The organism is Micromonospora sp. NPDC005171 (genome assembly GCF_040608575.1).
Classification (GTDB): Bacteria; Actinomycetota; Actinomycetes; order Mycobacteriales; family Micromonosporaceae; genus Micromonospora.
In genome coordinates, this window is record NZ_JBEXIM010000037.1 from 38,241 (window position 1) to 60,818 (window position 22,578).

Annotated in this window: 15 protein-coding genes; 7 read left to right on the plus strand and 8 right to left on the minus strand. The window is 65.2% G+C overall.

Annotated elements, in window-relative coordinates:
• Window positions 1–84 precede the first annotated feature (84 nt).
• The 3 genes from ABZU74_RS28155 to ABZU74_RS28165 all read right to left on the minus strand — a co-directional run bounded on the left by ABZU74_RS28155 (window position 85) and on the right by ABZU74_RS28165 (window position 4,982).
• Window positions 85–924: a nucleotidyl transferase AbiEii/AbiGii toxin family protein gene (locus ABZU74_RS28155; protein WP_355429900.1), complete on the minus strand. Its 840-nt coding sequence runs from the start codon at window positions 922–924 to the stop codon at window positions 85–87.
• A gap of 126 nt (window positions 925–1,050) precedes the next feature.
• Entirely contained in the window at window positions 1,051–3,276 is a 2,226-nt protein-coding gene (locus ABZU74_RS28160) for a hypothetical protein (protein ID WP_355026968.1), read from the minus strand.
• Window positions 3,277–3,911: 635 nt separating this feature from the next.
• The gene (locus tag ABZU74_RS28165) at window positions 3,912–4,982 is read right to left on the minus strand and encodes a restriction endonuclease (RefSeq protein ID WP_355026969.1); all 1,071 of its coding nucleotides are present in this window, start codon (window positions 4,980–4,982) and stop codon (window positions 3,912–3,914) included.
• A 475-nt stretch (window positions 4,983–5,457) separates the two neighbouring features.
• Between ABZU74_RS28165 and ABZU74_RS28170 the strand changes: the two genes are divergently transcribed.
• Window positions 5,458–5,931, plus strand: a complete 474-nt coding sequence (locus tag ABZU74_RS28170) for a hypothetical protein (protein ID WP_355026971.1) — start codon at window positions 5,458–5,460, stop codon at window positions 5,929–5,931.
• Between the two features lie 1,333 nt (window positions 5,932–7,264).
• On the opposite strand, the gene ABZU74_RS28175 is transcribed toward ABZU74_RS28170, so the two are convergent.
• The 5 genes from ABZU74_RS28175 to ABZU74_RS28195 form a co-directional block, all read right to left on the minus strand.
• Window positions 7,265–7,843 carry a hypothetical protein gene (locus tag ABZU74_RS28175; protein WP_355429905.1) on the minus strand — a complete coding sequence of 193 codons (579 nt, stop codon included), beginning with the start codon at window positions 7,841–7,843 and terminating at the stop codon, window positions 7,265–7,267.
• Between the two features lie 26 nt (window positions 7,844–7,869).
• On the minus strand, window positions 7,870–14,331 hold the full coding sequence (locus ABZU74_RS28180) for an RHS repeat-associated core domain-containing protein (RefSeq protein WP_355429908.1): 6,462 nt from the start codon (window positions 14,329–14,331) through the stop codon (window positions 7,870–7,872).
• 230 nt (window positions 14,332–14,561) lie between these two features.
• Window positions 14,562–16,085 (minus strand): LamG-like jellyroll fold domain-containing protein, encoded by a 1,524-nt coding sequence (locus ABZU74_RS28185; RefSeq protein ID WP_355429911.1) that lies wholly within the window; start codon window positions 16,083–16,085, stop codon window positions 14,562–14,564.
• Window positions 15,986–16,765 (minus strand): transposase family protein, encoded by a 780-nt coding sequence (locus ABZU74_RS28190; protein WP_355429914.1) that lies wholly within the window; start codon window positions 16,763–16,765, stop codon window positions 15,986–15,988. Before ABZU74_RS28190 ends, ABZU74_RS28185 begins: the two co-directional genes overlap by 100 nt.
• A 42-nt stretch (window positions 16,766–16,807) precedes the next feature.
• A complete protein-coding gene (locus ABZU74_RS28195; RefSeq protein WP_355429917.1) occupies window positions 16,808–17,479 on the minus strand; it encodes a helix-turn-helix domain-containing protein in 672 nt (223 codons plus the stop codon).
• A 127-nt stretch (window positions 17,480–17,606) separates the two neighbouring features.
• Between ABZU74_RS28195 and ABZU74_RS28200 the strand changes: the two genes are divergently transcribed.
• From ABZU74_RS28200 to ABZU74_RS28225, 6 genes are all read left to right on the plus strand, one after another.
• Window positions 17,607–18,995: an MFS transporter gene (locus tag ABZU74_RS28200; RefSeq protein WP_355429920.1), complete on the plus strand. Its 1,389-nt coding sequence runs from the start codon at window positions 17,607–17,609 to the stop codon at window positions 18,993–18,995.
• Window positions 18,992–20,098: an alcohol dehydrogenase catalytic domain-containing protein gene (locus ABZU74_RS28205; protein ID WP_355429921.1), complete on the plus strand. Its 1,107-nt coding sequence runs from the start codon at window positions 18,992–18,994 to the stop codon at window positions 20,096–20,098. Before ABZU74_RS28200 ends, ABZU74_RS28205 begins: the two co-directional genes overlap by 4 nt.
• Window positions 20,095–20,442 (plus strand): carboxymuconolactone decarboxylase family protein, encoded by a 348-nt coding sequence (locus ABZU74_RS28210; RefSeq protein ID WP_355429924.1) that lies wholly within the window; start codon window positions 20,095–20,097, stop codon window positions 20,440–20,442. The genes ABZU74_RS28205 and ABZU74_RS28210 overlap by 4 nt, the downstream gene beginning before the upstream one ends.
• A 45-nt stretch (window positions 20,443–20,487) precedes the next feature.
• A complete protein-coding gene (locus ABZU74_RS28215) occupies window positions 20,488–20,940 on the plus strand; it encodes a cupin domain-containing protein (RefSeq protein ID WP_355429927.1) in 453 nt (150 codons plus the stop codon).
• A 68-nt stretch (window positions 20,941–21,008) separates the two neighbouring features.
• A complete protein-coding gene (locus ABZU74_RS28220) occupies window positions 21,009–21,998 on the plus strand; it encodes an aldo/keto reductase (RefSeq protein ID WP_355429929.1) in 990 nt (329 codons plus the stop codon).
• Between the two features lie 36 nt (window positions 21,999–22,034).
• Window positions 22,035–22,418, plus strand: a complete 384-nt coding sequence (locus tag ABZU74_RS28225; RefSeq protein WP_355429932.1) for a DUF2255 family protein — start codon at window positions 22,035–22,037, stop codon at window positions 22,416–22,418.
• Window positions 22,419–22,578 lie beyond the last annotated feature (160 nt).

The window sequence follows — 22,578 nt, forward strand, 5'->3', positions numbered from 1 at the left end:
TCTTTCGCCGCTTGTCGCGCGCTTCCAACTATTACGACAGCCGGATGAAGCGAGTGCCAGTCCTGCCGACCTGTTCTAGCTTGGTCAGGTCCAGGCGTGGTCGAGGGCCAGTGCGAGCCGTCTGGCCCACTGCTCGGCGGTGCCCGTAATTCCGGAGTACTCGTCGGTGAAGTTGGACCAGTCGACCTTCCAGGACAGCACGGTCTCGGCCCCGAATGTATCGGCTTCAGAGCCGAGTTCCGGTCGCATGAGCTGGCGGACGAGGGAGTGGTCAACGGCGGTGTGTTCGGCGAGCAGGACCGCGTCGTAGAGGTCCTTGCCTTGCGGGTACGTGTCGGTGGTCAGCCACAGCAGCTTCCACGCCAGGGCCAGCGGGGCGGGCGCGGCCAGTAACGGCTTGTCGACGTCCGGCAGGATCAGCACCTCTGGTGGAAGAGGAAGTCGTTCGCCGAAGACGACGTCGATCTGTACGCGGCCGCCCGGTGCCTCCGGAGTGCTGAACGGGATGAGCAGGCGGCGTCCGTCCGCGCGTTCGTAGGTCCAGATGGCGGACTCGGCGATCCGGTCTGGTTGCACGCCAGCGCCCGTTGAGGTTCGAATCGCGGTCTTGATGTCATCGAGCAGCGTGCGCGCGTCGGTGCTGTCGCTAGTGATGGTGTGCGGGGTGACAACGAAGTCGAGGTCACCCGGCTCGCGGGCGGCGTCGCCGACCCAGGCCGCCATGGTGACGCTGCCCCGCAGAACCAGGTGCTGGCCTGAGGTGGTTGCGGCGATGGCCGCCAAGACGTGGCGCATGGCGGCGCGTCGAGCGTTGGTCCATAGCTGGCCGGCGGCCGCCACGAGGAAGTCGGGTTCGCCGGCGCGGTAGGCCATGAGCGTCTGCTTGTCGAAGACCTTCGAGACGGCGTGGTGCCAGCCGTGCACCGTCGTCTCATCGGCGGACAGCTGCGCTCGATGACGACCGAGGATCTTTAGGCAGCGGCGTTCGTGACAGGGCTGCTGTCGAGGATGTGTGGCAGACGCCAGGGCCTTTCTAGGTGGTCTTAGCAGCTATTCGACGAATCCCACATGCTCGAGCACCTGCCGTAGTGCTGGGTCCGTGTCAGTGTGGCCGCGTTCCAGGCTCTTGACCGTCACAGTCGTGGCGTCTGGGGTGTTGTCGACGTGGAAGGTCTCCCAGCTGCGGCACACCGGGCAGCGGCGTCGAAGCAGGAAGGGGCGCAGTAGATGCAGCTGCCCGTTCTCGTTCGCCAGGTACAGGCTGCCGATCTCTAGGTCACTGTTTGCATAAGGTCGCTGTTTCCCTGGTGCCAGCGCGTTGTCGCCCATGAGCTCCTGGTAGTCCACCTGGGCGGTTCTCCGGAGGGTGTCCCAGCGAACGCCTGTGACGTGCACCAGGGGTAGGTCCGCGAGGAACGACGCATGTGCCAGCAGGGTCGTCAGGTCGGCGTGCGCTTCCTTGATGGCGGACGGGAGGTCAATGGCGTCGACCCGTCGGAGATGAGACTTGGCGTTGCGTCGTCCGGCCAGGCGCTGGCGGGCTGATGCCGCTTCGGTAGCGGAGAAGATGCGGCTGAAGTCATTGAGCGGGTCTCCGTCGGGTCTGCGCCGGAACGCCTTGCTTTCTGTTGCCTCCTTGAGGATGGCCGCCCAGTCCCCGAAGCCGGGCCCGTTGCTTCCTCCCCGCGACAGCCTCGTCCGGATGCCGTCAACCGCGCCCAGGCGAAGCCCTGCATCGCGCGATAGCGACAGGACAGCCAGCGCGGTGTAACACAGCAACACCTCAGCGGTCTCCAGAATTGCTTCGTAGGCCGCCTCATGGGCGCCCCTGGAGAGGTGGACCTGTACCTCGCTCCAGCGGTAGGCGATCGGGTGCGGATATCGGGTCCGCACCTGGTGGCTGAAGTCGTCTAGCAGTGCCGCCGCGTCCACCCGCATGCGCAGCTGGCGGCCGGATTCCAGGATGCGACGCCTCGCGGTAACCGCGCTCTCATCCTCGAAGACGGACGCGAGCAAGGCTTCGGACTCGTCCCTCCAGCTCTCCAATTGTGATCTAGCGGCTTCAAGCCCTTCAATTGTCGCGGCCAGCGCCGCATCGGGCTGTGGGATGGGCAGGTCCCGCAGGACCGACGGAGTGAGACTGGCGACCGAATGTCCGACGGCCCACGCCCGGGCGAGCGGCGAACGGAGGAACTGAACAGCGACGAGGCGCTGCGGACCCTGCAGGCGCCCGTTGGCGCGAAGCGTGACCACGCTGTCGTCCGCAGCCAAGGGCAAGTCGTCGGCGGCCACCTCCGCGACGACCAGATTGCCTCGCGCATGTGGTGAGAACATTCGCCGGAGCAGGAGGTCTCCCGCTCGCAGTTGCCGATCCGGGGGAATCTTGGCCCACTTGGAGGCGTCGTCGGGGCCAGCGAGCGTGCCGTCGTACCTGAGGTCTCGCCCCGCCATGACCCGCACAGATCCATCCTGCCGCTGATCATGAAGAAGATGACGATGAGCGGTTCGATGGAGGGCTGCTGCCGGAAACGCGAACAGATCCTTCAGAGGAACGGTCACGCCCCATACGTTCAGTTCCGACCAGCGAGCGGTGATGGCGGGATCGTGCAGCTCGACGGAAAGGCTTCCGCCTGCTCCCGGAGGGCCGGGCAGGACGTAGCCGAACTTTCCCGTGCCGCTCGCACGGCCGAGGAGCCTGCGGAAGTCGATCTCCACCACCTTCTCGTCCTCGTGCCCTGGAAACCTGAAAAGCTTGAGGGGCTGGCCCTGCGACGAGCGCGGTCGCCAAAACACCGCGGCCGTGTCGAACAGCTGATGCACCCCGGCGAAGACGCTTGTTGCGAAGATGACAAGGCACGGCTGCCAGGAGTAATCAACGATTTCACGGAACTCCCGGTACCTGGGAGACGTTAGAGCGCTGGCCGGCAGCAAGGCCGCCAGCAGCGCTTCGTTACCCTCTGGCCGGATTCCGGCTAGGGCGATCTCGTGACCGGACCGCAAGGGACCTTCCGCAGCAGACGCCAGAGTTCCGGATACTCGCCCCCACGGCGGAATCAAGAGCACTGGCACGGTCCGGAGCAGGTTGTTCGCGATGTCCGGGAGTTCGCCTGCAGATTCGGCCAAGTACGACGGCCACTCATGTTTCAGAGGTGCGGCCATCTCGTCGTTTGTCGTCACTACGACCGGATCGGTGCCCGCCAGGGCGCCAAAGGCCAACTCAAGTAGCCCGCGGAAGGTATCGTGCCTCGGCGGGTGAGGGGTCGTACCGTCGGTCACGGTTGGCAATGATATTCGGGCCAGGCTCCGCCGGATGCCCCTGACTGCGGCCAGAACCATCCAGCCCTTCAGCCGCCCGACCAGTGTCTCGCCCGCCCCTGTCGCCCACTCGATCTCGGCGACGTGGACGCAGTGAGCCGGTCGAGAAGCAAGATGGTGGGAGCCTAGGGCGGGTGCTGGAGGAGGGCCAACGTGGGGATCCCCGGCGGGTCGGCACGAGTAAACCAACGCACGTGGCCCACCGCGCTGGATTGCGACCTCGTCGAGGACCTGTTGCGGCCCGAGGAGGTGATCGCATACGCCTCCCGCCTGAGCGAGGGGCTCCAAGCAGGATGGACGACGAAACGTGAGACAGTTGAGGACGTCACGGAATTCGCGAGTAGCCGTTTTGGCCTCATGAAGACGCGGCTCCGGCGAGCGGCGGTACATCGTGGGCCGACAGGTCTGCCCCCAGCCTGCAACGTCGCCTCACTCGCGGCAGCGCCCCCGAGAGGGCCGGCAGCCTCTCACACTGGCCAGTGCTCTGCCCTGCCCTGCCTGGCCGTCGCCGCAGGCGGCAGCTAAGTGGTTCTGTCTGCCATCGCGACGACCGAGATCGGGCGGCAGCGCCCGCGCTTGCGATCAGGCGGTCCAGGTCAGAAGCCAGCGTCGGAGAGCATCCATACCCTGCGCAGCGGTACCTGGGCGCGGATCTCTTCCGGCAGGCGGTCATACGTACGCAGCACGGCATCGACCACGTCAGCTGCTTCCCACACCCGCACCCGCAGGTGCTGGTTCTTCAGGGTGTCGCGGGCTGGTTTCGTCAGGCCGCCCCAGGCGACGAGTAGGCCCTGCTCGGCGCCGTGCGTCGTCATAACTCCGTGGAGCTGCGCGACGATGGGTGACCCGATCTGCGAGCCGGACTTGACCTGGGCGAGCAGGCGGGGGCTGTCGAGACCAAGCGGGCCGCGTCCGGCAGTGATGTCGATGCCGCCGTCCGGACCGGGGGGTGCCAGTGTGCAGTGGAAGCCTTCTGCGGTGAGGATCGCGGTGACGAGCGTCGCCAGATCGTGGCCAGCGAACTCCTCTGCGATGCGGGCGGTGATCTGATCGAGGGCGACCTGCTCGATGTCGGCCGCCAGCTCCGGCTCGTCGACGTCCGTCTGCGCGGCGGTATCGCTGGCCTGGCTAGTCGCGGCGGTCTTCGGCGTGGTGCCACTCAACGCGGCGTTGCCGGGATCGGTGCCGTACGTAAGCAAGTGCTCCAGCCGAGCGGTGGCGTTGTTCTTGCTCGGCGCGAAGATGGACATGGCACTGCCGAGGGTGAACAGCAGATCCTGCTTGACCGCAGCGCGTGGCAAGTCGATGCGTTGCCAGTCGACGGTGACGACATGCCGGCGGTCGGCCTCCCCCTCGTCGGCGCGATAGTGGTAGCCGCCGGTCACGCGTCCGAAGGCGATCTGCTTCGTCGTCTTCAGCGGCATGACCAGTAGATCCTTGGGACGGATGCGGGACCGCAGGGCCCACAGCTGCCCGGTGAAGTTGTGCCGCTTGCCCACCGACGCGCCCGGCCACGTTGCCTCAACGACCTTCGCAACGTCCTCACGGCTCGCGCAGGGGCTCAGGTCGGGGACCTCGCGCCATCCGCCGCCTGAGAACCCGTTGACCAGAGCCCACTGGTCACGCTCACCATGCCGCCCGGACCGAATCACCCACGCATTCGCCATGCGGTGCATCCTCCTACCTCGGTTGTCGCACGTCGACCGCCTGCCGCAGAAGCGACGTTCGCCGGGACGGCGGGGCGAGGCCGCGCAGCACGGCGTGAAGAGCGACCTGGCTTCGCCTGAGCCCTCGCTGTAGGGCGCGCTTCCGGCCGGAGTCGCAACCTCCGCCGACGGCCACGAGGTCCGCGCTGGGCCCGCGGACCGTGACACCGACGTCCGGCCTTGGCCACAACGGCTGATGCCAGACGTGGATGCCAACCGCCAGACTGGGGGTGTGGCGACAGTAGAAGGGTGGCCACTTGCCGGACCGTCCAAGGGACGACTGGTCCCGGCCGAGGCCGCCGCCGAGGTTAGCCCACCCAATGCGGATCCGTCGTTTGAACAGCTCCGCGGTGCCATATGCGCGTCGGTTCATGACCTATACACCCATGACTTAGACCTACTGGGAACCACTGAGCGGGTAGTGGTCGGGCGCTTGATGATCTACCTCAACAGGCACCTGACCGGCCTGTCATTGAACGGCTTAGTACTCGACCAGGACTACGAGCGCGCCGGGCAAGTGACAAAGCGGCTGATCGGTGAAGGACTCAGTCGCAAGATCATCCCGGACATGATTGTTCACCGACGACACGAGCTGGGCCCCGCAGGCAACCTGCTCGCGATTGAAGTCAAGACCCACAACCGCGAGGACGGGAGACTCCACGACTTCGCCAAGCTCTCGGTTCTCACCGGGCACGCCGCCGAGACGATCGCCTACGACAAGTGCCTGCGCTTGCTGCCGAGCGACCCGGTCCCGAGTGACCAGAACTTCCGGGGCCACGTCAGCCTTCCCGCCAGCATGTGTCCCTACAAGCATGGCCTCTGGTTGCTCATTGAACCCGATGGACCCCAGTACTGGTGGTGGTCCAGCGGGAGCGGCCCCCGGCGACTCGCCTGCGACATCGAGCCTTAGCAAATCCACCGGTCGGCCCCTTCTCAGGCGTCATGCCAAAGGGACGTTGTCGCCGGTGGTGGCGACCTCGGTCATTGTTGATCGCGACTGCCTCGCCGGCGTCGGCGAGGACCTGCCTCTGAGGTGCGCGTGGAGCAGGAGATCGACAAGGCTGGCGGTCCGCGCCTGGGTGAGGTCGTGCATCGAGCCTGGCCGAGTGTCGCCGCAGAACAACAGGCGACCAGCCGGATTGCAGATCTGAGGTTCCCCGGCGACTCGGAGGCTTCGCGCCAAGCGGCGCGCCACGGAAAGTTCCCAGGCTCCAGACTCCCTGTCTCGCTCCTCCTCCTGCGCTGCGACTACCGTGACTGCGGGGCAGTTGCCCAGGTAGTCCTCGTGGAACGAGGAGATTCGAACCCAGGAGAACCTCATGTCGAGCTTCGTTCAGGACTTGTCATTACTTGTCAAAACCCCTTGTTACCGACAGTAACCAGCCCGAGCTTGTCATTGCTTGCCGGAAGTGGTCGCTGAGCTGCAGAGACATCCACACGCGTTCATCGCTCGTTGTCACCCTTCGTCAACGATCGGTCGGGGTTTTCGGGGGGTAAACGGGGACCGCACCCCGCCAGGCCTGAGTGCCCAGCTGCAACTGCCACCTTGCCGTGCGCGCCTCACCGCATGCGCACTGACCGAACCTGTGGCAACCCTTCCTCGGTCAGCACCACCGTTACCGAAACCTCGTGCGCTGGCGACCTCTGAACGCATCTTGCACCGAGCGGTCCACAAGGTACTTGCACGACGAATGTTGCGGATCCGGACACCCGACAAGAGCAACCTTCAACGGTTGATAGCCGTCTGGCGCACCGGCACGACTCAGCCACAGACCGCATGTCCGATCCCAGCAGCGGCCGATGATGTTAGGGCGACGGAGCGGAAGCGCATCAGTACGCCGACCTCGTTGGTGGTGCCGGTCCAAGTACCAAACGCTTTTCCAGTTATCGATCACGCCACGCCATGACCACCTGCCAACCCGAGTTACGAAACACGCCTTAGTTAGCGAACGCGGCCACCCGACGTTGCCATTGAGCGTCAGGAGTGGTGTTGATCTGCACTCTCACGACCAAGTAAGGACCGGGCGTTGCCACTGCCCTCCACCCAGCTCGACCTGATCAGCCGCACTGGGAACCGCGTCGACGAGGCGGCAATGAACCAATGCCGCCTGCCGATGCTACTCAACGCGACTCTTAGACACGCATAATTCCAGCCCCGCTGGCACCATGCGCCGAAGAGCTCTTCCGGCCAAACGTCACGAGATACCGGACCGCATTCGGACGTACAGGAATTACATGGAGTATCACCCACCATGAGAGGCATATACATACGCCTGCACAGCTGACGAGCCAGGGACGTGTTGGACTAGCGCCTGAATCGAATATTGATTCTGTTTACCAACACTGAATTCTTGGAACCGCTGATCCGGCCCCAAATTCCATTCCATTCGACGAATAACGCCTTCATTCATCCAGCGACTCCGAAATCTCAACGGGCTTTCCAACTCAGAGCCCCCGATTTGCTCGGTTTGGAGAGCGGTTCGCATGCCGTTGGCCGCGAGAAAACCATTAAGGCATTCCTCAGACGAATAGATGTGCATGTAAGTTTTATAATAGAATCCAAGCCCGTCGTCGATTAATGCGTACCGAAGGCTATCGAGGGCACATCCCGGCACCTCGATACCTGCCCGCTGCATGCCCTCGTCAAAGCTCAGATCACCACTATCAACCTCGTATGCACGGTCATCCTTCGCATGTTCAGCAGCGGGGGCCCGGCCAACACCGTCGGACTCCTGAAGTTTGTGCATCCCGAAGAATACGCCAGCGAGCAAAAGCGCCACCGCAACGGACAGCCACGCAAAACGAGCTCCACCACTAAACATCAACTCGATACCCTTTCGAGCCAGTCCTACCAGCTACGCGCTGAACTAGTACCGACTACCGCAAATTCGCGGGCCATCCCGTACCCTGCGGCGTCGGCCGCGCCAGCGAATTTTACGCCGTACCACGCATCCGGCAAGCGCTCACCTCTGTCGAAGTTCCACGCCTTGTAGGCATCGACAGTGTAGGAGCCGCGGGTCGTATAGGCGCCGCCGGAGCTGCGCTTGACCGTTACGGTGCCGGCAGCTCGGTATGTCATGCCCCGGTACCCATAGAACTCACTCTCGCTTATCTCCTTCTCGAAGCTCATAACCGTCCACCCGGTATCAAAGGTGAAAGAACATTCGTTCGCTAGGCAACGTGTGCCGGATACAGCAGCAACATCGGCCAAAGATTTGTCGACGCTGTCACGGAATTCTGGCGTTCCAAGGAGGCCGTCCACGTCCGCAGCTACATCCGTACCGGACGCGTCCATATAATGCTTCATCAACCCGCAGGCGAGGTCGGAGTCGAGCCAGAGCGACCAGCAGGACAACTTGTGCCACTCGCTAAGGCCCTCCGCTGCATCAAGGTACCGCTTACATTTGCCACCGGGCACGAGCAGACAGCCTGTAGGCGGCGGGCCCAGGGACCCAAAGGGAACGCTACGGGACGCCGTATCGTCAATGGGACACGCGTAGGATCCATTGATCGTTCCACCGATATCTGCGGCACCACTCTGACACGTAAGCGATTTCGACTTCGGGCAGGCCGACCCGGAGCATCCGCTCTTCTTTGACTTGGTGCTGCTCTTCCCGTTCGCCGCACCCCATTTTAGATTGTCACTTGATCCGCAGCCCTCCGGACAGCCCGTTGTTGGGCTGTACCCATAGCAGTCGTACTCACGGCAGTCGGCCGGGATCAGCCCAGACGGATCACTGGATGTGACTGGAGAATTGTTGGCGTAGGCGTATCCGTTCCATTGCTGCGGATCAGCCAGATCCATGATCGAGTCTACGCTAACGAAGCGCCCGAGAGCAGGATCATATTCCCGAGCACCGATGTGTGTCAGGCCGGTGGGGTCCTTATCACCGCCGACGAAGCCTTTGCTGTTGGGCCAGGCCGGGTTCGTGCCGCGGGGTGCGCCGTAGGGGGTTTGCCGGCGGGTGTCGACGGTTTGGGTGCCGGCGTTGATGGCGATTTGTTGAGTGCCTTGGTGGTCGCTGTAGAGCCAGGTCAGGTCGGTGACCGCGGAGCCTGCGGTGCGGCTGGCGATGGTCGTGCCGGCGAAGTCGTAGTAGCGGGTGCCGGTCGTGACGCCGCCCTGGAAACGAATTTCCTGGCCGGGGAGGTACAGGGTCGTTCCGGTGGTGTCTTTGCGGATGAGCCGAACGCCGTCGGTGTCGTAGATGTTGGTCTCGACGGGGTTCCCGGCGACGCTGACGGTGGCGAGCTTGCCTTCTGCGTCCCAGCCGAGGATGTGGTTGTTGGCGCCGGTGACGCAGTTGTTGCTGGCGCGGTTGAAGCTGGGCCGGCAGGTAGTGTTGCCCGACTTGTCGTACTCGTACTTGTTGCTAACCGTCGTCCGATCAGGGTTTACGGTCTTCACGTTGGTAACGGCGTGAGGTCGTACGACTCCCGGGCCACCTTCGGGCACGGTGTAGCTGCGGGTGGTTTTCCCGCTGCTGTCGTTGCTGGTTTCGGTGAGCCGGCTGCCGGTGTCGCTGAAGGTCCAGTCCTGCCAGTACGGTGCCGGCCCGCCGAGGTTGGCGAGGACGGGATCGGTGTCGCAGGAAACCCCGGCCTTCGGGGTCCAGGCAGTCGTCAAACGCCCCAGGGCGTCGTCGCGGAAGCATTGAGCGTCCGCCTCACCGACCTCTGGGGTATCAGTGATCCACTCGAGGTTGCCTGCGTCTTGGTACTCGTACTGCCGGTTCGAGACGGTGCCGGCGACGGTGGACCGCTCGATGGTGGTTCGGTTGACGCGGCGGGTCCCCTCCTCCCGATAAACGGTCTCTTGGGTGTAGTTGCTGCTCCCAGGGACCTTGTAGATCGAGCCTTTGCGTTCGCCGTACGCGGTGTAACTGGCGGTCGCCAAGGTACCCACGGAGGCCGTGAGGCTGGTGTCCAGGCGGACCGGCATGCCGGTCGTGGCGTCGTAGTCGGTGGTCAGTTGCTCGTTGACGAGGCCGCCGCCGGCCGGGTACGCGATCTTCGTCGGGGTGCCGGTGTACTGGGAGTAGCTGTAGCCGAAGCCGTAGGTGTCGCCGAGGTCGGAGTTCCACGGCATCACGTAGTCGACGCCGGTCGGTTGGTAGCGCTCGTTGAAGTTGCCGACGTGCCACTCGTACTTGCTGGCGGTGCCGGCGGAGTCGTAGTCGTAGCGGATTTTCTGGGTGAGCTGTCCTTTGAATCTGGGGTTTGGCTCGCCGTAGAGGGTGTCGTATTTCCATTCGGAGCGCAGGCGTCCGGTGGCGGAGTCGTCGCGGAGTTGTGTTTTACGGCCGAGTTGATCGTAGACGTACCAGAGTGCCTCGCCGCGGGCGTCGACGGTCTGCTTCAGCGCGTTGTCGTCGTAGAAGGCGTTGGTCGTGGTGCCCTTGTCCGGGTCGGTGGTGCGCCAGAGGCGGCCCTTGGCGTCGTACTCGTTGATCCACTCGTTCCCAGCGGAGTCAGTGTTCTTCGTCGCCTGGCCCTTGCGGTTGAAGGCGTAAGTGCTTTCCAGGTATGGGCCGTTGACGCCGGTGAGCGTGGTGTGTTGCCGCAGCGCGACGGTCCGGCCCTCGACGTCGGTGACGGTGGTGGTGGGGGTGCCACCCTTCGGCGGGGTGACCTTGGTCAGATCACCCTCGTAACTGGTGACGGTGCGCCACTTCTCGACGAGGTTCGTGGTGTCGTCACCGGCCAGGAAGATGCTGTTCGTGGGCCGCGACGCCTGGTCGTAGACGGTCCGCGAGACTGCCGGTACAGACCAGTCCGGTTCCGACCAGAAGACGCCTGACGGGGCGCCGGGCTCCGCGTGGGCGGCGTAGCTTGCCGCCTCGCGCCCGTACTCGTCGTAGAGCGTGTCGGTGACAACCCGGTCGCTGCTGCCCCCCAGCGACGGCGACTGGGTCTGCCGCGGACGCAGCAGCCCGTCGACAATCTGGTGCGCGGTGATGTAGTTGCCGTCCGCGTTCAGGGTCTTCGACGTGACGTACGGGTAGCTGTCGCGTCCGGCAGCAAAAGCGTAGGTGTATTGCGTCGAGGGTGTGTTCGGGTTGGCGGCGTTGGTCCAGCCTGGTGTCCATACCTTGGCTACCCGGCCGAGCGCGTCGTACTGGATCGTCGAGGTGATGTTCGCGTTGGGGTCGGTGGTCTGGGTCGTCGAGCCCCAGTAGGGGTTCGTTTGCACCTTCGACGACCAGCTCAACTGGTTGGTGCTGGTGACCAGGGTGATAGGCCCGCCGACGGCTGGGGTGTACGCGGTGGTGGTGACGTTGCCCTTGATGTCGGTCGAGGTCAGTTGCTTGCCGGCGACGTCGTAGGTGGCCTGGGATGTCGTCTGCCACGCCGTTCCGGTGCCGGAGGTCCAGTCCTTGAGTTGCTCGGTCTTGGTTCCGGAGCCGAACGCGGGTGCGGTGTCGACGCTGGTCGCGCCGTCGTAGTAGACGCGGGCGTCGGAGATGACGTCATCGACGCTGGCCGGGCTCGTGCCGCAGGCCAAGGCGGTGGTCGTGGTCTGCTTGACTAGCTGCGTGAGGTTCTTTCCCAGATTCCGGTTGTAGATGTACGTGGTGCACTTCTCGTCGCCGGTCTTTGGATACTCGCCGTCATCCTGCGACCACGTGACCGTGCCGTACGTCTGGTCGAAATCGCTCATACCACGCGAGGTGCGCCACCCTCGAGAACCGTCGACGCCCAACGCGGTAGCGGCGTAGGTCGTCTGGGTGTTGACGAACCGCGCCTCCACGACGTCGCCGTTGATGGTGCGGCTCGCGGTGGGGTTCGACCGCCAGGGCACGTTCACCGTCTTGGACACCGGCTTGGTCTCGACGCCGTTGTAGACGACCTGTTCGCGGATCTGTCCGGAGAACTGGTCCTCGTCGTAGACGGTCTCCGACCCCAGCGACGCCGACACGGGCACGCTGCGGGTGCCGCCTGACGGGCTGAGTTTGTCGCCGTGCATACCGCGCAGGAACGTCGTCCTGGTCAACGTCTGCGGGTTGCCGCTGTCCCCGACCCGGGTGTTGACCTGGTCGTAGCCGCGCCACTGTCCCCACGTCTTGCGGTCCGGTCTGGTCAGGCCGTCATCGTCGTTGAAGTGCCACGCCGGGGATCCGGGGTAGTCGTACCAGGTGTGCGTGGTCGGCGACTTCCCCTTCGGGAGCTGTACGTCGTCCTGGGCTACGTGCTCGACGCGGTACTTGTGCCACCACTCGGTGACCAGCGTGTTGCCCGTCGGGTCCTGCGGGTCTGGCACCTTCACCGGGTAGCAGCGCCGCGTGTTGGTGTGCGGCGCCAGAGCGTCGACGATGGCGGCGGTGCACTCGGGCGACGAGTAGTCGACCTTGATGCGTGCGCCGGTTTCCGTGACGATGCTGGAGATGCGCAGCCAGTTGTCGGTGGCGCTGTGCTCGGTATACACCCGGTTGGGCAGGGACTCCGCACCGAACGTCACCGGTGGCAGGTTGATGGTGGTGCCGACCAGACCTGCGTGGTCGATCCGGTCCAACCACAGCCCCTCATGGGTGGAGTCGGCCGTCGCCGAGAAGGTGTGCCCCAGGGTCCAGGACTCGACGTTCTGCCAATCCGGGGTCGACTTGGTGGTGTCCCACACCCGGGTGGTGACCGTCTTCAACCGCTTGGTCGTCCAAAAGGTCGGCGTGTACTGCTGGGGGCAGGACGTGGCCGACGCCTTGCACTCCTGGTCCCAGGGAGTGTCCTTCCAACTCGCGGTCACCGGGGCAGCCTCGGTGCCACAGTTGGAAAAGCAGCGCATGTCCGTCGCGAACAGGACCTGCGCGTACGGGGTGGTGCTGCGTTCGGTAACACCGTGCGTCGCGGTCGTTCGGTCGTAGGTGCCGTAGTCGATGCGGGTGAGGTAACCGGCCCGGTGGTAGGTGACGGGGTCGGAGTCGGTGAGGTTACGGGCGTACTTGTTGTCTTCCCTGCCGTACCAGAGCGACATGGTGTTGCCGCGCACGTCGACGACGTAGTCGAGGTTCCACCGCCACGCCTGCACACAGTCCGACCCGGCGAACGTGCCCTTGGCGCACGGCTCACCGGTGTGGTTGCCGAAGACCGGCACCGTGAGGGTGGAGTTCGTCGCGGCCGTCTGACCGGGCAGATTGTGCCGGCCGAAGAAGTACTGGGTGCCGTCGGTGGTGGTCACCTTCCAGTACTCACCCACGTCCCCGTAGGCCGGGTCACCGCTGTCGCCGTTGGTCGCCCCGGTCAGCTTCTCAATCTTCGCCCCGTCCTCGGCGCGGGAGTTCCAGCCCTTACCCGCCTGATAGACGAGCTCACCGCCGTGACCGTTGAGGCTCATCGTCGCGTTGTCCGAGCGCCAGCACTGGTCGCCGGTCCTCGTAGTGTTGGTCGCCCCGTTTTTCATGTCCTCGGCACACGGCACGTACCGCCGCTCGATGAAGCCGGACGAGTAGTCAAAGCCCTCGCCGACCCACGACGGCTGGTTGTTTGTCACCTCCGACCGGCCATCGACCGTGGAGGACGAGTAGCTCAGGGCGACCGACGGGGCCGGGCCAGTCGCTGGTGGCATGCGCAGCGGGTAGTTCCACGTGAAGTCACCAGCGCTACCGCCACTGGACCAGGTGGACGAGGGGGCGAGGCTGGTCGCGCCGAAGTCACCGTCGGTCCCGGCAGACGTAGCGGCGAGCATGAGGAAGGATCCTGATGGCGCAGTGGCGGACGCGACGCTCACGTCTGCGGTGGCGATTCCCGCGGTGGTGTCGTTCAAGGTGCGTAGCGGCATTGACCGGCAGCTGGGGCTGGTGGGGTTGCTCATGGCGCACTGCGGAACCTGCCACAGACGCAGGCGCGACGCCCAGGACCCGCCGGCCGTGTACCGAAAGGAGTCGTAGTTGACCGACACCTTCGCCACGCCGGTCGGTGCGCCCTGCGGAGCGGTCACCTGCAGCATCAGGCCGTCGCGCCAGGCCTGCGGGAGGGTTGCCCGGTCCACGACCTTCACGTCGAGTTGGGCGAGCGGCTTGTCGGCCTTGCCTGCGGCCCGCTCGACCCAGACCGGCAGGGAACCGGCCCGCACGCCGCGGCTGCTGGCCGCACGGGCTGAGTTCGCGGAGAGGTTGACCCGCGCGGCTGCGGCAGCGGGCCACTTCGGTGCCGGTGAGGGAGCGGAGGTCACCCTGTTCTGCTGCCAGGCTTTGCCGCCGGTTACCGGGCCGCCGTCGCGGTCGAGCTTCTCCGCCGGCGGCTTCGACGGCTGTCGCGGTGCCGCTGCCTGCGCCGGCACATAGGGCACCAGGGACAGCACCAGCGACGCGATCACCGTCCCGACCAGCGGCCAGCGCCGGCCGCTCGTAGCGTGAAGACTCCGGCGGACCCGCCGTGGGCCGCGCACAGACCGTGCCGACATGAACTGTTCCTCTCCGACAACCACTACAAAGCTGGGGGGAATTCGACAGGAGCGACCGGCTGGTGCTCCACCGGCGGACCTTGACCTCTCCTGCTCGGCCTGGCCGGGGAACCGGGCCGAGCAGGAGATGGTCTACGGCCGGGTCATCGGTGCCATATGACCGTTCCGCCGGGGTCGAGGAGCACCAGGTCGCCGTCGTCTCGCAGCACTAGTTGGCTCGCGTTCGAGCCTCGGGTGTTGGTGTGCCACACCGGTGAGCCATCCCTGCTGTAGACAACCAAGTTGCCGTCGGTCTGCAGAATCAGGTGGGCGCCGGGAGTGCCCCGGGTTTCGGTGTCCCAGAGGGGGAAACCGGCCTGGGTGAGGACGAGGTTGCTATCCTCCTGCATCCACAGTTGGTAATTGCCGGTATCCGAGCGCAGGTACTGACCCGCGGCGAGACTCTCTCCCTTGGCCAACGTGTTCGTGCCAGGTGAGACCGACATGTGGGCGTTGTACGCGTTGAGCACGGCGGTGTCGGTCATCGCGCCCTGGAAGACGGCCACGTCGTCGATGCCGCCGCTGAACTGGTCGGCGAACTGGTCATGCCAGAGCGTGCGTCCCACCAGTAGCGGCCCCGACGATTTCATCGGCGTGAACGCGACCGTCTTGGTTGCCTGCAGCTGCCCGTTGACGTAGAGGCGTAGTTCGCGGCGGCTGGCGTCGTAGACACCCGTCAGGTGGGTCCAGACTCCTTCGGCCGCGGCGGACTTCGACGACACCCAGTCGGTTGTTGTGGTGGTGGCGTCCTCGTCGCTCACCACGAAGGACCATTTGCCCTCTGTCTGGGTGTACTTGAGCCAGCCGGCGCTCTCGTGGGTGCCCCGTTGCGAGAGGATCGTTCTGCTTCCGGTCAGGCTGTCGATCATTGCCCAGGCGGACAGGGTGAAGGAGTCGTCGGTGCGCAGCACCGGGGTGTCCTGCCAGATGGTGAATTGGTTGCCGTCGCCGTTGGGTGGGGTTGTTCCGGTCTTGACGGCGCTGCGGGCGTACTCCTCTGATGCGTCGGTGTAGCCCTCGTTGGGGAAGTATTCCGAGTCCAGCCACAGGCCGAAGCCGCCGTTGCCGTGACCTGACCCGTTCGTCGCGCCTCGGGTGAGGGCCAGCCACCGACCCCAGGATGACGGCGGATCAGGTGCCTGGCAGGTATCCCGCAAGTTGGTGAGGTAGCAGCGTCTCATGTCGTCGAAATCCCAGCTGCCGGCGAGGATCGGCGTCAGGATTCCGGGCTCGTTGAATCCGCCGGACAGCGGATCGGTGGCCAACTGGCCGGTGAAGTCCTGTGGCACCAAGACCCGGTCGAAGGCCTGCACGTCGGCGAGGCTGCCCTGCCACCATGTGGAACCCGCCCTGCTCCTACCGATCCAGAACGGTGCGGTTGCGTCATTGAATCCGACGACACCGGTGACCGTTGACTCCAATGACCCGTTGACATACAGCTTGAGCGTGTTTTCCGTAGCGTCGTATGCGGACGCTAAGGGACGTCTCGTAACTGGGTGAAGGCGTTGCCCGGCATCAGGGTCGTGGGTCAGCCAGCGAGGATGATGTTGTGGAGGTTCGCGATGCCGGAAGCGGCATCGGCCAATGTGTGGGCCGCGCGGCGGTAGTCGCGCAGGATCTTGAAGCACTTCATCCTGGCCAGAGCGTGTTCGACCCCTGCCCGGACGGTCCGGTGTTCGACGTTGAGGGCTGCCTTCCAGTCCGGCAGGTCGGCGCCGTCGGCCGGCTTGCGGTACGGCATGATCACCTGCGGGTTGCCGCGGTAGCCGCCGTCGGCCATCACCGGCCGCCCGTCCAGCTTCTGGTCGATCCCTGAGCTGCGGTAGACGATGGTGTCGTTGCGGTTGCCGGGCTGTGGGTCGCCGACGGCGATGACCAGGCGGGTGCTCGCGTCGATAGCCACCTGCAGGTTCGTCGAGTACCGGTAGTTCTTACTCCGGGCGGCCAGGCGGTGATCACGGGTGGGAATCAGGGTTCCGTCGACGATCGCGATCTGCTCGACGGGTCGCTTACGCACCGGTGCCAGGGCCAGCAGTGGCGCGAGGGTGTCGATAACCCGGTGCGCAGCCGAGTGCGACACCCCGAACAGCGGGCCGATCTGGCGCATCGTCAGGTTCGTACGCCAGTACGCCGCGACCAGCAAAACCCGATTCGGCAGGTCCAGGGCCCACTGCCGGCCCGGTCGCCCGTCGGCGATGCCGTCACCACCACGCTCAGCGACCAGCCGGACCAGCTTGCGGAACTGGACGGGCTGCAGCCCAGTGAACGGGAAGATCCACTCAGACCGGGCCGCCGTGATCACCTGCACCCAGGCATCCTGCCCGAGCATCCTCACCAGACAGACGCCGGGTTACGAGACGTCCCTTAGGTCGCTGCGGCGTGGCCGGGTCATCGCGGCGTGGGTTTCGTCCGGGGTCAACGGCTTGACTGGTAGACGAGTGAATACTTCCCGGTCGGTGCGGATGCCGTCGAGAAAGAGTGTGAGGTAGCGGCGATACAGGTCGGGCGACACGTCGCGCGTCGCCTCGGTTATCGCGGAGAGCGCGAGCTGAATGAAAATCAGATCTGACTGATCAAAGTCGGGCCGTACGACCCCCTGGTCTTTCGCCTTCGTGACGAGCTTCGTGATGATCGGCGCGATCCGATCTCGGACCTGGCTGACGCGCTCATCTCCGAGCACTCCGTTGTTCATGATCTCGTCGAGACCGCGATCGCCGTGGCGCATGTACAGGGCGCGCTCCAGAAACGTCAGCAAACCGTTCCAGGCGTCGGAGTCATCCAGCGCGTGCTGAGCGACGTCGACGACGGCTTGCAGGCGCTCCTCAAAGAGCTCGTCAATGAGAGCTTCTTTGTTGGGGAAGTGGCGATAAGCCGTGCCCACACCGACGCCCGCACGGTGCGCGATGTCGTTGAGCGTCACCCCGAGTCCATGCTCGGCGAACAGGTCGCTCGCAGCCGCCAGCAGACGCTCGCGGTTCTCCGCGGCGTCCTTGCGTAGTCCTTGGTCGAGGCGGCCTGCCATGCCCACACCGTAGCATGTATGCGGATAGCACATATCCGCATGCGTGCTACGGTGGCTATAAGCGGATGCGGCGTATCCGGTACGTGGTGGGGTCAGCAGCTCCGGCCAACACCAGTAAGGAGGTGACATGACGACGCAACTGATTCGGCCGGCTGCATCGGGCCTGACCTCGTCATCGCCGCGCCTGACGCTGGCGGCGGCCCTGCTCGGCTTCTTCATCGTGACGCTCGATGCCGTCGCGGTGAACGTTGCGCTGCCGACCGTCGCCCGCGACTTCGGTAGCGGTGTCAGCGGTCTGCAGTGGGTCGTTGACGGCTACACGCTGATGTTCGCGGCTTTCCTGCTGAGCGCGGGTGCGCTGTCCGATCGGATCGGCGCTAGGCGAGCATTCGCCGGCGGCGTGTTGATCTTCTCGCTGGCTTCGCTGGCCTGCGGCCTGGCGCCGAGTCTGGCGCTGCTGGTTGTCGCCCGCTTCGTGCAAGGCACGGCAGCGGCGGTGATGATGCCCTCGTCCATGGCTCTGATCGGCCAGGCCTACAGCGATGCCCGTGAGCGAGCGCGAGCTGTCGGCGTATGGGCGATGGGCGGGGCGCTGGCTTCCTCATCCGGCCCGATCCTCGGCGGCCTGCTTACCGAGGTCAACTGGCGACTCATCTTCCTGATCAACGTGCCGGTCGGGTTGGTAACCCTGGGGTTGTTGCGTCGGATCGCCGCCTCCCCGCGCCGACCGGCATCGATCGACTGGGTCGGGCAGCTCACGGCCGTGGTCGCCATGGGCGGGCTCACCTACGGGGCTGTCCAGGCCGGCTCGGGCGGCTTCGGTCGCCCGCCGGTTGTCGCCGCGTTCGCGCTGGCTATCGTCGGGATCGGCGCCTTCGCCCTGAGTCAGGCCCGAGGCCGCCAACCGATGATCCCGAAGCAGCTCGTCACGAACCGCGCCCTGCGCACATCGGCTCTCATCGGCTTCGCCTTCATGGTCGGCTACTACGGGCTGCCGTTCGTCTTCACCCTGTACTTCCAGCAAGAGCGCGGCTTGTCCGCCCTGGCGGCGGGTGCGCTGTTCTTGCCCATGATGCTCATCGGCGCAGCCCTGACACCGTTCTCCGCCCGCCTGGTCGAACGCGTCGGCCCGCGCTTGCCGATCGTCACCGGGCTACTGGTCATGGCGCTCGGACTGATCATCTTGGGGCTGCTGCCCGTGACGACGCCGGTAGTCGTCCTGTCCGCCCTGATGATCCTGGTCGGCTTGTCAGGCCCGTTGACCATGCCGCCGACAACGGCGGTGCTCCTCAACCGCGTCCAGGGCCACTCCGCCGGCATCGCCAGCGGTGTCTTCAACACCAGCCGCCAGGTGGGCGGGGCACTGGCCATCGCGGTTTTCGGATCGCTGCTGGCGTCCTCGAGCGGGTTCATGCACGGGCTGAAGGTCAGCCTCATCATCGCCGCCGGCGTTGCGGTCACCGCAGCCGTGGCAGCCCTGAACCTGCGCCCGGAAGCCGAGGGAAGACCCAAATGACTAACCGCACACGATCGAATCAGCAAGTAACTAATCAGAAAGCGAAACTCGAAATGAAAGCAGCAATCTTCAACGGCAAGGGCACCATCACGGTCGAGGACCGACCCAAGCCCACCATCAACGAACCCACCGACGCGGTCGTGCGCGTGGTGCTGGCCTGCGTCTGCGGATCCGACCTCTGGTTCTACCGCGGCATCTCCGAGCTGGCGCACGGCGGCGTCGGCCACGAGTTCATCGGCGTCGTCGACGAGGTCGGCGGCGAGGTCAAGGACCTGGCGGTCGGCGACTTCGTGATCTCGCCGTCCTCGTGGAGTGACGGCACCTGCCGCAACTGCCAGCACGGCTTCCACACCGCCTGCGTGCACGGCGGCTTCTTCGGCCAGGGCGGCGACGGTGACGGCGGGCAAGCCGAGTACGTCCGCGTTCCGCACGCCGACGGCACCCTGGTCAAGGTCGAGGGAAGCGACTTCTCCGACGAGACGCTGGCTTCCCTGCTCGCCTTGACCGACGTCATGGCGACCGGCTACCACGCCGCCGTGAGCGCCGACGTTCAGCAGGGCCAGACGGTCGCTGTTGTCGGTGACGGCGCCGTCGGCCTGTGTGGCGTGCTGGCCAGCAAGCTGCTCGGCGCGCAGCGCGTCATCGTGCTCGGCAGCAGTCACGAAGACCGGCACGCGCTGGCGCGTGAGTTCGGTGCCACCGACATCATCAGTGTCCGCGGCGGCGAAGCGGTCGAGCAGTTGAAGGCTCTGACCGACGGCTTCGGTGCTGACGCGGTCCTGGAGTGCGTCGGCACCAAGGCCTCGGTTGAGGCCGCCTTCGCGGTCGCGGCGGCCGGCGCGATCGTCGGACGGGTCGGCGTGCCGCACGACGTCGAACTGGACGCTGAAGGCACCTTCTACCGCAACGTCGGCATGCGCGGTGGCCCTGCACCGGCCCGCGCCTACCAACCGGAACTGCTCAAGCAGGTGCTCGACGGCTCGATCAACCCCGGCAAGGTCTTCGACGCCAGTTTCGACCTCGACGACATCGCTGCCGCCTACGCCGCCATGGACGAGCGCCGCGTCATCAAGGCACTCGTGAAGGTGGGTGAGCTGGCATGAGCGACAACCAGAACGAGGACACCGGTTGGCGCGGCGGACAGAACGCCTTCGGGGACTTCGCACCGGGAATGGTGCACTTCACCGACAAGGTCCTCTTCGATGAGGTCTGGGAACGCACCGACCTGTCCAAGCGCGATCGCAGCCTGGTCACCATCGCCGCGCTGACAGCCCTCGGCAAGCTGGATCAGCTGCAATTCCATCTCGCCTTCGCCCGTCGCAACGGCGTCACTGACGCGCAGCTGAAGGAAGCGCTGCTGCACCTCGCGTTCTACTCCGGCTGGCCCAACGGCATGGGCGCCACGACGGTGCTCAAGAACATCATCGAGAACGAGTCTGAGGCGTGAACCCGTCCGCCGCTCAACGACGAGAACCCATCACTGAGGATCAACATGAGTGACTTCGACCAGATCTTCCCGCTCGGCGACACGAACGACGCTTACGCCCAGTACTTCATCGGCCAGAGCTACAACGCCTCCCTCGTCGCAGGCAGCGTGCCGGTCAACAACATCTCTTTCGAGCCGGGGTGCCGCAACAACTGGCACATCCACCACGGCACCGACGGCGGAGGTGACCAGATTCTGCTGTGCACCGCCGGCAGCGGCTGGTACCAAGCCGACGGTGCCGAGCCCATCAGCATGCAGCCAGGCACCGTGATCCGCGTCCCGGCCGGAACCAAGCATTGGCACGGCGCCAAGGCCGATTCGTGGTTTTCCCACGTCGCTTTCGTCACCCCCGGTCCGGACCTCAGCAACGAATGGCTCGAGCCGGTCACCGACGAGGTGTACAACACGCTGCCGAAAAGTGCCGACAACGTCACCCACGACGAGGACAGCGCCCGCTGACGCGCGTCGCTCACCGAACTGATGTCCAACCAGCGGCGCGGCATCAAACGGAAGAAGGAAGCACACCCATGAACTACACCCACCTCGGCCGCACTGGTCTGCTCGTCAGCCGGCTGGGCCTCGGCACCATGAACTTCGGCGACGTCACCGACGAAGCAACCGCTCACCTGATCCTCGACGCAGCCGTCGACGCGGGCATCAACCTGATCGACACCGCCGACGTCTACGGCGGCCCGCAAAGCCCCGACATGAAACAGGGTTACGGCACCTCCGAAGAGATCATCGGCACCTGGCTGGCCAAGGGCGACGGACGGCGCGACAAGATCGTGCTCGCTACCAAGGTCTATCAGCCGATGGGGCTCGGGCCCAACGACCGACACCTTTCGGCCTACCACATCCGCAAGGCGGTCGAGGACAGCCTCCGACGCCTGCAGACCGACCACATCGACCTCTACCAGATGCACCACGTCGACCGCAGCACACCGTGGCAAGAGATCTGGCAGGCCATGGAGCAGCTGGTTCGCGACGGCAAAATCCTGTACGTCGGCAGCAGCAACTTCGCCGGCTGGCAGATCGCCACAGCGCAGGCCAGCGCCGAGAAACGCAACTTCCTCGGCCTGGCCTGCGAGCAGTCGCTCTACAACTTGACCGCTCGCACAGTCGAACTCGAAGTCATCCCGTCGCTGAGGCACCACGGCCTCGGCCTCATCCCCTGGAGCCCGCTCATGGGTGGCCTGCTCGGCGGCGTGCTGAAGAAGATCGAAGCCGGGCACCAGCCCCGCAAGCGGCTCGCCGACCAGATCAAGCAACTCCGACCGCAGATCCAGGCCTACGAGAAGCTCTGCGCCGACCTCGGCGAGAGCCCCGCCGATGTGGCGGCCGCCTGGTTGCTTCACCAACCGGCCGTCACCGCCACCATCGTCGGCCCCCGCACGCTCGAGCAGCTCACCAGCAGCCTCCGGACGCTCAATCTCACGCTGTCCGAGCAGACGCTCATCGCGCTCGACGAAATCTGGCCCGGCCCCGGCGGTGAGGCACCCGAGGCCTACGCCTGGTAGCCCTCACCACCAACGCGGCAACGCAAGGAGACACCTATGGTCGAACTCACCACATGGTCAGCCGGCGACCTGCAAGCGATCGCGTCCGCTGACGAATTCCATATCGCCCCCCGCCGGGCCAACGGCAAGACCGGGACGCCCACCTGGATCTGGTCGGTCGCCGTAGACACGACCTTGTACGTACGCCCCTACCACGGCACGAAATCGTCCTGGTACCAGTCGGCACTACAGATCGGCACCGGGGTCGTCGAATCCGGAGGAACCAACTACCAGGTGCGGTTCACACCGGTTGACGACGAGGCCCTGATGGCCCGCGTCGACGAGGCCTACCGCAGCAAGTACGCCGGCAGCACGTACCTACCGCCCATGCTCGCCCCCGGCCCTCGCACCACCACCGTCGCCATCACACCCACCAGCTGATACGCGGCACCAGACCAACGCACAACAGCAACGCATAACGAGGACTCAGACATGAAGATCGCAGTACTAAGCGATGTCTCGTAACCCGGCGGCGGTCCGGTTTAGACGGTGGGTGATCATCGATGGGTGCAGGTGTTCTCGGCCGCCCGGCAGGAGTTGA